We start from the raw sequence: 11,678 nt of genomic DNA, 5'->3' as shown, positions 1-11,678 counted from the left end.
AGCTACCTGGCTTATGGGCGTGACGCCGGGGTCCCTTCTCGAGGCCGTACAGATCCGACCAGTAGGGGCAAGCGGGCTGTTGAACCCCTCAGACTCCTGGCGAATCGAATACGCCACGAGCGATACTCAAGGCCGGATCTTGTCCGCGACAGGCGCAGTGTTTCGCTCTCGTACGCCGTGGATGGGGAAAGGTGAACGGCCCACGATCGCGTTTGCGCCATCGACGCAGGGCGTTGCACGGCGTTGCGACCCGTCATATTCCTGCACCGTGGGCATCGGACCACGTATCAAGCCCATAGACTTGATCGCCGCGTATGAACAACCCGTAATCAACTTGTTCCTTGCAGCCGGCGCCGACGTAGTCATCACCGACTACCCACGCGACCCCGGGGACGATGTGGAGCTCTATTGCGACCACGTTGCGGCAGCACGCTCCCTCGCCGATGCCGTGCGCGCCAGCACCAACCTCGGCGTAGGAACAGCCAAACTCGGTCTGTGGGGTTTCTCCCAGGGCGGGGGAGCCGCCGCAGCGTGGCTCGAGGAACCTGAGTACGCACCCGATCTCCAACTGCTGGCAGCTGTGGTCGCAGCTCCGCCAGTGGACATGGTCAGCATGCTCCATCACGTCGATGGCGCGCTTGCCTCCGTAGTGATCCTCTACGCGGTCGCGGGCCTCATGGCCAGCGACGACGCAATTGCTGCCGAGATTGCTCCGCACTTGAGCCCAAGAGGTGTTGCGGCCATTGCGAACGGGGCGCGCACGTGTGCTTTAGGGGCGGTGCTGCATCGCCCGTGGTCGCATACTCGCTCTTGGACGAGGACCGGAGTGAGCATGGCATCGCTTCTCGACGACCTCCCGTTGACCAGCAGCCACCTTGATGCAACACGCCTAGGCACCAAACGCCCGCTAGGTATTCCGATTCGTCTGTGGAGTTCGCCATACGACGACCTTGTCCCGCACTCAGATGTCTCAGCCTTGGCAGAGAGTTGGGGAGTGGAGTTCCTCTCACGTACGGCCAAGCGTATCCGTGGCAGGACTGGCACGAACCACTTCGGCCCATATTTTCTCTACGCTGCAACTGACGTGGGTTGGTTGCTCGATCGGCTCAACGGGTAGTCTCTGGCCTATGCCTGTGCTCCTGTTGTCCTACTTCGTTGTTGAAGCGATCGCGTTCTTTCTCGTCGCCAAGTGGATTGGTGTCGGATGGGCGCTGTTGGCAATTTTCGCACTGATGATCTTCGGCGGCTTTGCCGCCAGCATGTCGCTTCGCAGTGAACTTACGCAGATGGCTCGTGGGCGAACCAGCCTTGGCAAGTTGGCTGGCGACTCCGCGCTGTTGATGGCGGGTTGGGCGCTAAGTCTCGTCCCTGGTTTCGTGAGCTCGGTCATCGGCCTGCTATTAGTGTTCGGTCCGACACGAGCAATCGCGCGTCGTTCGATGACCAAACGCGCCCGTCGCGGCATGGAAGACCTCGGCGCGCGCCTCTACGAGGCCACCCCGATGTCGCAGTTCACCACCTCCTACGGTTCGTTTACCAATCCCAATCAGCCCTATCCGCAGAAAGGAGCGGATGCTGACGACGTCGTTATTGATGCCGACGAGTTGGAGGAATGGTTCCGCAACAGCGGCAATGAGCCGGGGGAGAAGTAGGTGACGGCCCTTACCCGCTTCCTCCGGTTCGTACTCGCGGCCTGCTCTGGCTGGCTGGTGTTCTTCTCGTACGAACCGCACGGACACTGGTTCTCCGCCATCGTCGGCATATCCGTGTTTTATCTTGCGCTCATGCCATGGCAACGCTGGCCGGGTACTGATCGTCCTTCCGCAGCCTTCGGCGGCCTACTGGGCTTTACGCAGGCTGCGTTTTGCTACCTCTACCTGCTGCCGTGGATCGGGGAGTTTGTCGGCGCAATGCCGTATGTCGCTTTGTCGATCTTCCTCGCGCTCTACGGCATCGCTATAGGTGTGTTTGGTGTGATCGTCGCGCGTTGGCGCTTTGGCTTCCTCGCGTTTGCGCTGATCTACCTTACGGTTGAGTTTTGCCGCTCGTCGTTTCCTTTCGGCGGGTTTAGCTGGGTACGCCTGGCGTGGGGGCAAATCAATGGTCCACTAGCTGCTCTCGCACCTTGGGGTGGTCCGGCGCTGATCTCAATTGCGGTGGCGCTGGCAGGGGCAGGTCTCACCGTGGCCATCCTGCAGCGTGGGACGCAACGCTGGGCCGGCCTTGTAGCCGCAGTACTGCCCCTCGGTCTCGGCGCCGTGGCGCAGATCGGGGTCAATACCCCTGCCTCGACAGTGGGGGAGGCGACGGTTGCTGCTGTGCAGGGCAACGTCCCGCGCATGGGGCTTGATTTCAACGCACAGCGCCGCGCGGTGCTGGCCAACCACGTCAACGAAACTCTTGCGCTTCGCGACGACCTCCGCGCGCAAAACATGGATGTCGACGCCGTTTTCTGGCCAGAGAATTCCTCTGACGTCAATCCGTTCACCGACTCGGAAGCACGAGCGCTTATCGACGTCGCCGTGCGCGGCATCGACGCACCGTTGCTCGTTGGCACACTCACACGAGACGACGTTGGCTCCCGCAACACCATGGTCGTCTTCGACCCAAAAGATGGGCCAGGGGAGTTCCACCACAAGCGGTTCCTCCAGCCGTTCGGCGAGTACATGCCCATGCGTGACTTTTTCCGGAGGTTCTCCGACATGGTTGACCTGGCTGGCGACTTCAAACCTGGTGACGGCAACGGCGTGGTGCACCTCGGCAACATCGCAGTCGGTGTGGCGACTTGCTACGAGGTGGCGGAGGACGAGGCCTACCGGATGGCGATTCGCAACGGCGCCCAGTTGCTCAGCACACCGACGAACAACGCCACGTTTGGGTTCACCGGCATGACGTATCAACAATTGGCGATGAGCCGCATGCGTGCACTGGAGACCGATCGCGCAGTGGTTGTTGTAGCCACCTCGGGTGTCTCCGCCATCGTCCATCCCGACGGCTCAGTATCGCAGCAGACGGAAATCTTCACGGCAGATCATCTCGTCGAAAAGCTGCCGCTGCGCGATTCTGTCACCCCGGCTGTGCGATTTGGAAAGATTCTGGAGTGGTTGCTTGTCGCGGCAGGGATCATGCTGATGGCTGTGGCAGGCGTTTCCGCACGTACCCGGGCGCACGGGTATGCTGCACCAAGGAATAAATAAGTGTGACAACGAGGAGACGTAGCACCGTGGCGAATACAACCCTGGTGATTATCCCGACCTACAACGAAGTGGAAAACATCCCGCTTATCGTTGGACGCGTGCTGGATGCCAACAAGGATGTGGACGTCCTTGTGGTCGATGACAACTCGCCTGACGGCACCGGAGCAAAGGCTGACGAGCTCGCAGCTACTCATGATGAAGTTCACGTGCTCCACCGCACCGGCAAAGACGGCCTGCTGGCTGCGTACCGTGCCGGCTTCGAATGGGCCCTTGAGCGCGAGTACGAGGTCATCGTTCAAATGGATGCAGACGGCTCGCATGCCCCTGAGGAACTCGTGCGTTTGCTCGACGCAGTAGCCAACGGCGCAGATCTGGCAATCGGTTCGCGCTACGTCGACGGTGGGGAAGTAAAGAACTGGCCGCGCAGCCGCTACCTGCTGTCCAAGCTGGGCAATGAGTACATCTCGATCGCGCTTGGCGACGATGTCAAGGACATGACCGCTGGCTACCGCGCGTTCCGCCGCGAAGTCTTGGAAGATCTCGACCTGGATGCGCTGTCCAACAAGGGCTACATCTTCCAAGTGGAGATTGCCCACAAGGTCGCAGACGCTGGATTCGGGGTTGTTGAAGTCCCCATCACTTTTGAAGACCGCAAGCTTGGCGAGTCGAAGCTGGATGCAAGCTTCGCTGCCGCATCGTTTGCGGAGGTAACCAAGTGGGGAGCGAAGGAAAAGGCTTCCTTCGTGGGCAACCTGGCGAGCGAAACCTGGCGACAGATTGAGTACGCTGCCGCCAACTCAAAGCTTGCAGATCTTCCAAATCGTGCGGCCAAGGCTCCGTCGCAGGTAGCTGACTTGGCTAACGAGGTTGCTTCCTTGACCAAGTACGAGCTCTCCGGCAAGAACCTGGATAGGGTTGGCCGTCGCGTAGCTGAAGGTGCCCAGACGGCAAAAGACCTGACGACGGAAACCGTGCGTCAGGTCCTTCACGTATTCAATTCCGGTTCGAAGTAGGGAATTAGCCTTCCTTCTGCGCGGCCTGCTCCTTAGCGAGCCGGGCCGCAGTGCGACGGCGCTTCCGGAGCTGCTCTAAGCGCTCCTCAAGCAGCACGTCAAGCTCCTCAATGCTGCGACGTTCCAGCAGCATGTCCCAGTGGGTACGCGGCGGCTTCGTCGGCTTCGACTCGACACCTTCGCCCTCCATGAGCGTGCCGGTCTGACCGTTCTTGCATATCCACTCTTCGGGGATCTCAGCCTCATCGGCGAACGGAACCTCAAACACCTCACCATTGGGTGTTTGGTACTTCGCCATGCGACGCGGCGCGAGATCATGGTCGCGGTCAGTTTCGTAGCTCACGGCACCCATGCGGCTACCGCGTAGCACTCGATCAGCCATGTTGTCTCCATCCTTGTCGTCGTTATTGCCCGGTTGCCCAGCAATCGCTCAAGTATAACGGTCCACTAATTCGTTTTGTTCCCTGACCTCACCCAGGCTTGACACCTGTAATAGACTTGCCGCCGTGAAGATCAGGAAGCGGAGAATAAACGAGACTACAAACGTTTGCGCGTGGTGCGGTAAAGAGATTGAAATCAACCAGGGGCGTGGCCGCAAGCGGAAATATTGCAGTTCTTCGTGCAAGCAGCGTGCGTATGAGCAGCGCACACTCCTTGCAGGTACGACCGTGGACCCTGACGCTGTGATTCTGAGCCGTCAGCGCGTCGCAGAGATCCGCGATCGACTTTACGAGTTGCGCTGTGCCGCTGAGGATATCCAAACTGCAGCGGCCGAAGGCGCGACGGCGGACGAGTTGCATTCGTTGTGTGACGAATTAGTAGGCTTGGTCCAGAAACTCGAAAAACTGAGGTGAGGTACGTGAAGACCAGCTCCCGTAATACGAAGCTGCTTATGATCGCAGTTTTAGCCTTTGCCATTCTGGCGCTTGCAGTGGCGTTCATCCCGTTGGGAAGGACGCTGTTTTTTAGTCACGGTGTCAAAACTGAGGGTATCGACGAGTCCAGCCTGAAATCCGCCACAACGGAAATTGACGGCGTCTGGGAGGTAACAAACAAGCCTGGACCCAACCAAACGTCTGCAGGCTTCACATTCGCCGAGGTGCTGCCAGGTGATCGCCGGACTACGTCAGGCTCGACACAAGGCGTTCGCGGTAGCGTGACTATCGAGGCGGGCACGCTGAAGGCTGGCGAGATTGTCGTCGACATGACAAACATTCGTACCGACTCTGATGTCCGCGATGAAAGCGTCCGCCGCAAGATTTTCCATACGGACGATTTTCCGGAGGCAAAGTTCGTTGTCGCCGAGCCAGTGGACCTCAGCAGCGTGCCAGAGGACGGGACGATGGGCACCGTAGACCTGACGGGCGATATGACGATCCACGGCGAGACGAACACGATCACGCAGACATTCAATGTCGCGCGCTCGGGCGATCAGCTGCTCGTCGCAGCAGACATTCCGATCAACCGCGAGGACTACGGAGTGAAGACTCCGGAGCTGGTGGCCGCAAAGATCGCCGAGGACGGCGAAATTAACGTCCGCCTGGATATGCGGAAGTAGCCCTATATAACGTCACCTGACGTTATGTAAAGGATATTTGTCCGATAATGTACATTATGTCAAGTAACATTTGGTGACACCACGGCGTAATCTGTCCCCATGGCAAAGCTCCTCTCTCCCGATCCCCGCAGGATCCCCAAGCCGGTTTACGACGATTCCTACCCGGACGCTGTCAGTGAGCAATTCACTGGCGGCTCCGACCCGGAACTCGTCGCGGCGCTCGCAGCAATCGTCGGCTCGGACAATGTTCACTCACGCGTCTCAGATCTCGTGCGTTACGCGTCAGACGCCTCTCCGTACCGCGACATCCCGTCCGTGGTCGTTCAGCCACGTAACGCGCAAGACCTTTCCGCTCTGATGCGCTATGCCCGCCGCGCAGGCCGGACGCTGACGTTCCGCGCCGCCGGGACGTCGCTTAACGGCCAGGCTATGACGAACGACATCCTCGTCGATGTGAAGACCCACTTCGCCGGCATGGAGGTCCTCGACGGCGGCAAACGCCTTCGTACGTTGCCGGGCGTTGTGCTTGGCGACGCTCAAGCGGTCCTGCGACGCCACGGCTACATGCTTGGACCCGATCCCGGCTCGACCGCATCTGCGTGTATCGGTGGCGTCCTCGCTGACAATGCCGGCGGCATGCGCTGCAAGATTGAGCGTGATTCCTTCCACACCATCGATCAGGCTGAGTTTGTATTAACGTCTGGCGAGATCGTCGATACGCGCAAAGGCGACGACGCCTTCCGCAAACAGTGCCCTGAACTGCACAAACAACTCTCTGATTTCCGTGATCGATTGCGTGCCAACGAGACGCTGGTCGCTCGCCTGCGCGCAAAGTTCTCCATCCGCAACACCAACGGCTTGCGCATCGATGCATTCTTGGACGAGGACGAGCCGGTCCGTATCCTCATGCGCTTGCTCGTCGGCTCCGAAGGCATCCTCGGCGTGTTTACCGAGGCTGAAATTCGCACCATCGAGTTGCCAAAGAAAAAGGCTGTGACCTGGGTGGTTGTCCCCGACATCACTGATGCTGCCAACTGTGTTTCACAGCTTGTCGACGCCGGGGCTGAAGCCTGCGAGCTGCTCGTCTCCGATGTCATGCGCGGTTCAGTTGGCCAATTTAGTGCTGCTCCTGCTGAATGGGCAGATATTGACCAGTCCACCGCTGCCCTACTCCTCGAGGTCGGTGGCACCACCGAAGACGAGCTTCAGCAGGCCATTGCCGCCGCCGAGGCCGTGCTTGAGGGCGCGGAGCTGCTGGCACCGCTGCACTTTGAGACCGACCCAAAGAAGCAAAACGCCATGTGGCAGCTGCGTAACGGCCTGTTTGGCCTGATCGGGCAAAACCGCCCGCAAGGCGCCGCGCTGATTACTGAGGACGTGTGCTTCCCACCTGCGCAGGTCGGCGAAGGCGCTGCTGAACTCATGGAGTTGCTCCGGCGCTACGGCTACCCCGAAGGCGTGATGGGACACGCACCCTACGGGAACCTGCACTTCTTTATCACCCCGGACTTCTCCAACCCTGAGGAGCTCGGGAAGTACTCGCGCTTCCTTGACGAGCTGGTTGAGTTGGTCGTCGACAAGTACGACGGCTCGATGAAGGCTGAGCACGGTACCGGTATCAACATGGCGCCGTTCGTGCGCCATGAATGGGGCGACGAAATCTGGAACCTGTTCTGGGAGGTCAAGGAGATGCTTGACCCGGACATCATCCTCGCGCCGGACGTGAAGTTGACTCGCCAGTCGGACATCCACCTGCAGCGCTTCAAGTCCTTTCCCAAGGTCGAGCAGGAGATCAATATGTGCGTCGAGTGCGGCTTCTGCGAGCCGGTATGCCCGTCACGCCACGTCACTGTGACTCCACGTCAACGTATTGTGCTGCGCCGTGAGATGGCGCGTCAGCCGGAAGGCTCAGAGGTCTTGGGGGCGCTGCGCGAGCAATACCAGTACGACGCGATCGACATGTGCGCTGCCGACGGAACCTGCGCTATCCCCTGCCCTGTTGGCATTGATACCGGCAAGGTAATGAAGCAACTGCGCGCAGCTCAGGCAACACCTGCAGAGAAGCGTGTCGCAACTGGGATCGCGAAGGGATACGGCGCGGTCGAGGCGTTGGGCCGTACTGCGGTATCTGGCGTCAATATTCTCGGGCCTGCGCTAGCCAATGCTGTCACCCAGGTTGGACGTGCACTCATCTCGCCCGAGCGCCTCCCCTCTGTGCCAGGGCCCATGCCGCACAAGGCACCACAGATGCCGGAAACCTCGCGCAGCGGTGCCGCAGCTGTCTACTTCCCTGCCTGTGTAAACCGTATCTTCGGCCAACCTGCTGGTTCCGCTGATCAGATTGCTGTGCCGCAGGCGGTTGTTGAACTCGGCCGACGAAGCGGAGCACCTGTGTGGATCCCGGAAAACGTTGACGGCGGTTGCTGTGGCATGCCGTTTTCTTCGAAGGGATTCGACGATGCATACCGTGCGAAGGCACTCGACCTGCTGGAGCGCATGTGGCAGTGGTCAGAGCAAGGCGCACTGCCTGTGATCATCGATGCAGCCTCGTGCACCCATACCGTGGTGGATTCCATGCCGGAGGTACTCTCCCCTGCTGATCTTGAACGTTTCGAGGCGATTCGCGTTCTTGACCTGGTGCAGTGGCTCGACGAAGAGATCATGGAGCACCTGCCCATCACTCAGGACCAGGGGCGTATTGCTGTCCACCCGCCATGCTCCGGTCAGCACCTTGGTACCACGGAAGCGCTCATGCGTGTCGCAGCTGCGTGTGGCGATGCGGAAGTGCCCGCTGGGGCGGCCTGCTGTGGCACAGCTGGCGATCGTGTGATGTTGCACCCTGAGCTGGTTGAGTCGGCGACTCGCGAGGAACGCGAGGGGCTCAATCGTGGCAATTATGCACGCTTCGTGTCAGCAAACCGCACCTGCGAGATGGGCCTACAGATGGTGGCCGGAAAGCCATTTGAGTCGATTGCAGTACTGGTCGAGCGTGCATCCCGACCGGAGGTCACGTTAGCCTAGCGACGGCCTCCGCGGTGGCGCTGCACCATCGTGACCTGCGCGAGGTCCAGCATTTCCAATCGTGCAAGGGCTTCGCGCAGGGCTAGCTGCCAAGTCCACATTCTGCGGAATACAACGTCGTAGCCATCCGCTGCGGCGTCGCGTAAGTGGGCGTCGAAGGCCATTCGCTGCAGCCTCAGCGATGCTGCGAGGTGTTCAGGTGCGGTTGTCACCGCAGTCACGCGCAATGCAGTGTGCTTATCGACGATCCGGGCAACGTCATCGCAACTCACAACGTTCATCCGTGGCCACGCATAACCGGCGGTTGAGGCCAACGCTGTCGCTGCACTCCGGGAATAGTTGTTCGTGCGGACAATTGTTTGCAGCACTACCTTGCCGCCCTGTGCGAGCATCTGTTCCGCAGATGCGAGATACGCGACCTGCTCCGGGTGCGGCATGTTCTCAAACGCCTGCATGCTCACTACTGCGTCGTACACCCCGCGACGCTGCCGTGCCAACGCTTCGATTTCGGCTGGGGAATCCAACACGTCAATGCGTGCAGCACCTTCAGCGCCACTGAGGATCAACTGTTCTTCATGACTTTTTCTCACGCGGGCGTCAAAGGTAACCACATCCAGGGTGCAGCGTCGATCAAGTGCTTCCGCAGCCACCGCTCCTCCACTGCACGGCATCTCAAGCAAATGTGTGCTGGGCCCGGCAGCGGCGGCGTCGAGAAGCATCGAAATGCTCCTGCGTTGCGCATCAGCTAGGTCATCGCGATGAGCGTCAAGTGGAGCGCCGATTTCGGTGACGTCGACGAAGTGGTGCCCTGGCTCGTTTCCTCGCCCTGCCCCCGGAGTGTGGGACTTCATCCGCGTGCGCTGAGTCGTCGGCACACCCGTGCCAAAGTGTCCCTGTGCATGCGTTGCGGTGCCACCATCAAAATGCTGCACCAGATCCGGAGGTAGCTCCCCGATCACCCCAAGGGGTGTGCGACCGTGCTTCGGAGCAGACACGCGTGCTGGTGACGGCCTGTACCCCGCACCGATCAGCGCCTGGAGTGCATCTACAAGCCCTTCGGACGTCGAGGTCACCCACTCGCCTGCCATATAACTTTCAGCAAGGCCAGTCCACCCACGCGCAGCGATACGCTCAAACATGTCCGCGGATTCCACGGTGAGCGCTGCATCGTCTCCTTCTAGAGCAAGTTCTGCTTTCGCACAGGCACGAGCAAATGTCGCCTCAGCGATCTTCGTGCGCAGCGCTCCTCCACGGGCCCTGGGTACCGCAGCAACAGCCGGCCAGGCCGCGGCGTCGATGGAACTTTTGCGTGCGCGGGAGATATCGGCCATTTCACAAATGCTAGTGGCCAAGAACCTGCTTCTGCGGTACGCCACGGCTCAGATAAAATGCGGCGCGTACTATATAGGCGTTGCACATATAAAAATTCAACCGAGGAGAGATATTTATGGCCTCTACGGTCATTCGCCCAGACGGAAACCGCCATCATGTTGTCATCATCGGCGCTGGCTTCGGTGGCGTCAACGCAGCCAAGGAACTTGCGGATGCTGATGTCGATGTGACCCTGATCAACAGCACCAACCACCACCTTTTCCCGCCACTGCTCTACCAGGTGGCAACCGGCCTGATGTCCTCGGGCGAGATCACCGGTGACATCCGTCAGATGTTTGCTAACCAGCAGAACGTCCGCGTCGTTCGTGGCACTGTTGAGACCATCGACGTCAAGGGCAAGACCGTCACCTCTGTTGAAAGCGGCAAGGAGTACACCTTCGGCTACGACTCCCTCATCGTCGCCGCTGGTGCTGGCCAGTCCTACTTTGGCAACGACCACTTCGCCGAGTTCGCGCCGGGCCTGAAGACCCTGGACCACGCGTTTGAGATCCGCGCACGCCTCATTGCAGCATTCGAGCGTGCAGAACTTGCGGAAACCGCAGAAGAGCGCGATCGCGCTCTGACCTTCGTCATCGTTGGTGCTGGCCCGACCGGCGTCGAGCTTGCTGGCCAGGTTGCGGAGATGGCGCACCGTGCCTTCACCTCGGGCCGATACTCCTTCAGCACCGAGCAGTCGAAGATTTACCTGCTTGATGGCGCACCGCAGGTGCTGCCTCCATTTGGCAAGCGCCTGGGCAAAAAGGCACAGCGTGAGCTTGAAAAGGCCGGCGTCACCGTGATCCTCAACGCCATGGTGACCAACGTTGATGCGGACTCTGTCACCTACAAGGACATGAAGACCGAACAGGAAACCACGATCCAGACTCCGACCAAGATCTGGTCCGCTGGTGTTGCGGCTTCCCCGCTGGGCAAGCAGATCGCAGACCAGATCGGTGTTGAAGCGGACCGTGCCGGCAAGGTTGCTGTTAACGCGGACCTTTCCGTCGGCGACGAGCCCAACGTCTTCATCGTTGGCGACATGATGAATCGCGACCGTCTGCCAGGTGTGGCCCAGGTTGCAATCCAGTCCGGCGCTTATGTCGGCAAGGTCATCAAGAACCAAGTCGAGCACGATATCGCTCCGGAGGATCGCGCTCCGTTCGAGTACTTCGACAAGGGCTCCATGGCGATCATCAACCGCTTCAATGCTGTGGTGAAGATGGGCAAGGTCGAGATCACCGGCTTCATCGGCTGGCTGATGTGGCTTGGCGTCCACATGTCCTTCCTCACCGGCCGCCGTAACCGCATTGTGGCTGCCAACGAGTGGACGATTAACGCGTTCTCCCGCACCCGCCACAACCTGGCTGTCACCGAAGGCCAGCTGGAGAACATCCACCTGGAAAACGGCGAAAAGTAAGCGTTCATAGCGCTCCAACTTCCCCGGTTCTTCGCTCTCAACGAGCGCAGGACCGGGGTTTTTGCTACTCTCCACCCCCGAAGACTTTGTGTGACCAACAC

At 59.9% G+C, this 11,678-nt stretch carries 10 protein-coding genes; 8 read left to right on the top strand and 2 right to left on the bottom strand.

What is annotated here, in order from left to right; genetic code table 11:
- Positions 1–301 precede the first annotated feature (301 nt).
- From HMPREF2617_RS00285 to HMPREF2617_RS00270, 4 genes are read left to right on the top strand one after another with little or no spacing between them, the layout of a single operon-like run.
- Positions 302–1,117: a lipase family protein gene (locus tag HMPREF2617_RS00285; RefSeq protein WP_224212716.1), complete on the top strand. Its 816-nt coding sequence runs from the start codon at positions 302–304 to the stop codon at positions 1,115–1,117.
- Positions 1,118–1,127: 10 nt separating this feature from the next.
- Positions 1,128–1,652 (top strand): FxsA family protein, encoded by a 525-nt coding sequence (locus HMPREF2617_RS00280; protein WP_070451519.1) that lies wholly within the window; start codon positions 1,128–1,130, stop codon positions 1,650–1,652.
- Positions 1,653–3,197: an apolipoprotein N-acyltransferase gene (lnt, locus tag HMPREF2617_RS00275; RefSeq protein WP_070838986.1), complete on the top strand. Its 1,545-nt coding sequence runs from the start codon at positions 1,653–1,655 to the stop codon at positions 3,195–3,197.
- A gap of 26 nt (positions 3,198–3,223) precedes the next feature.
- Positions 3,224–4,210: a polyprenol monophosphomannose synthase gene (locus HMPREF2617_RS00270; protein WP_070615090.1), complete on the top strand. Its 987-nt coding sequence runs from the start codon at positions 3,224–3,226 to the stop codon at positions 4,208–4,210.
- A gap of 4 nt (positions 4,211–4,214) precedes the next feature.
- Here HMPREF2617_RS00270 and HMPREF2617_RS00265 read toward each other — a convergent pair whose 3' ends face one another.
- Positions 4,215–4,592 carry an RNA polymerase-binding protein RbpA gene (locus HMPREF2617_RS00265; protein ID WP_070615094.1) on the bottom strand — a complete coding sequence of 126 codons (378 nt, stop codon included), beginning with the start codon at positions 4,590–4,592 and terminating at the stop codon, positions 4,215–4,217.
- Positions 4,593–4,716: 124 nt separating this feature from the next.
- On the opposite strand from HMPREF2617_RS00265, the gene HMPREF2617_RS00260 reads away from it, so the two are divergent.
- The 3 genes from HMPREF2617_RS00260 (at position 4,717) to HMPREF2617_RS00250 (ending at position 8,789) form a co-directional block, all read left to right on the top strand.
- Entirely contained in the window at positions 4,717–5,064 is a 348-nt protein-coding gene (locus tag HMPREF2617_RS00260) for a hypothetical protein (RefSeq protein ID WP_224212718.1), read from the top strand.
- A 38-nt stretch (positions 5,065–5,102) separates the two neighbouring features.
- On the top strand, positions 5,103–5,768 hold the full coding sequence (locus HMPREF2617_RS00255) for a YceI family protein (RefSeq protein ID WP_083308118.1): 666 nt from the start codon (positions 5,103–5,105) through the stop codon (positions 5,766–5,768).
- Positions 5,769–5,867: 99 nt separating this feature from the next.
- Complete coding sequence (locus tag HMPREF2617_RS00250; protein WP_070838984.1) at positions 5,868–8,789, top strand: FAD-binding and (Fe-S)-binding domain-containing protein; 2,922 nt, start codon at positions 5,868–5,870, stop codon at positions 8,787–8,789.
- On the opposite strand, the gene HMPREF2617_RS00245 is transcribed toward HMPREF2617_RS00250, so the two are convergent.
- Positions 8,786–10,120 (bottom strand): class I SAM-dependent methyltransferase, encoded by a 1,335-nt coding sequence (locus HMPREF2617_RS00245; RefSeq protein ID WP_070838982.1) that lies wholly within the window; start codon positions 10,118–10,120, stop codon positions 8,786–8,788. The genes HMPREF2617_RS00250 and HMPREF2617_RS00245 overlap by 4 nt on opposite strands.
- Before the next feature lie 116 nt (positions 10,121–10,236).
- On the opposite strand from HMPREF2617_RS00245, the gene HMPREF2617_RS00240 reads away from it, so the two are divergent.
- The gene (locus tag HMPREF2617_RS00240) at positions 10,237–11,577 is read left to right on the top strand and encodes an NAD(P)/FAD-dependent oxidoreductase (RefSeq protein WP_070838980.1); all 1,341 of its coding nucleotides are present in this window, start codon (positions 10,237–10,239) and stop codon (positions 11,575–11,577) included.
- Positions 11,578–11,678: the final 101 nt, after the last annotated feature.

It is taken from the genome of Corynebacterium sp. HMSC070H05 (assembly GCF_001837615.1).
Classification (GTDB): domain Bacteria; phylum Actinomycetota; class Actinomycetes; order Mycobacteriales; family Mycobacteriaceae; genus Corynebacterium; species Corynebacterium coyleae.
The sequence above is the reverse complement of the archived record's forward strand: the minus strand, read 5'-3'. Positions and strand labels throughout refer to the sequence as shown.